We start from the raw sequence: 270 nt of genomic DNA, 5'->3' as shown, positions 1-270 counted from the left end.
ATTTTTCCCTGATGAAGCCAACCGCGTACCTGATAAATACGGCTCGCGGAGGAGTGGTCAACCAGCATGATTTGTATGAAGCGTTGCGAGAGGGCAAAATTGCCGGAGTCGGCCTTGATGTGTTCAACCCGGAGCCGCCTGCGCCAGATCTGCCGCTGTTATCCCTGCCTAACGTGATCGTCACCCCGCATGTAGGGGGCACAACCGTTGAATGCAACCTGATCATGGCGACAACCGTGGCGGAGAATGTGCTTCGGGTTCTCGCAGGGG

General features: G+C 56.7%; 1 protein-coding gene. It reads left to right on the top strand.

The genetic code is table 11. The annotated features are described in order from the left end of the window. On the top strand, positions 1–270 hold a 270-nt coding region (locus MXD62_RS08705), incomplete at both ends, for an NAD(P)-dependent oxidoreductase (RefSeq protein ID WP_368862342.1).

It is taken from the genome of Frankia sp. Mgl5 (assembly GCF_023242985.1).
GTDB classification, from domain to species: domain Bacteria; phylum Actinomycetota; class Actinomycetes; order Frankiales; family Frankiaceae; genus Parafrankia; species Parafrankia soli.
The sequence above is the reverse complement of the archived record's forward strand: the minus strand, read 5'-3'. Positions and strand labels throughout refer to the sequence as shown.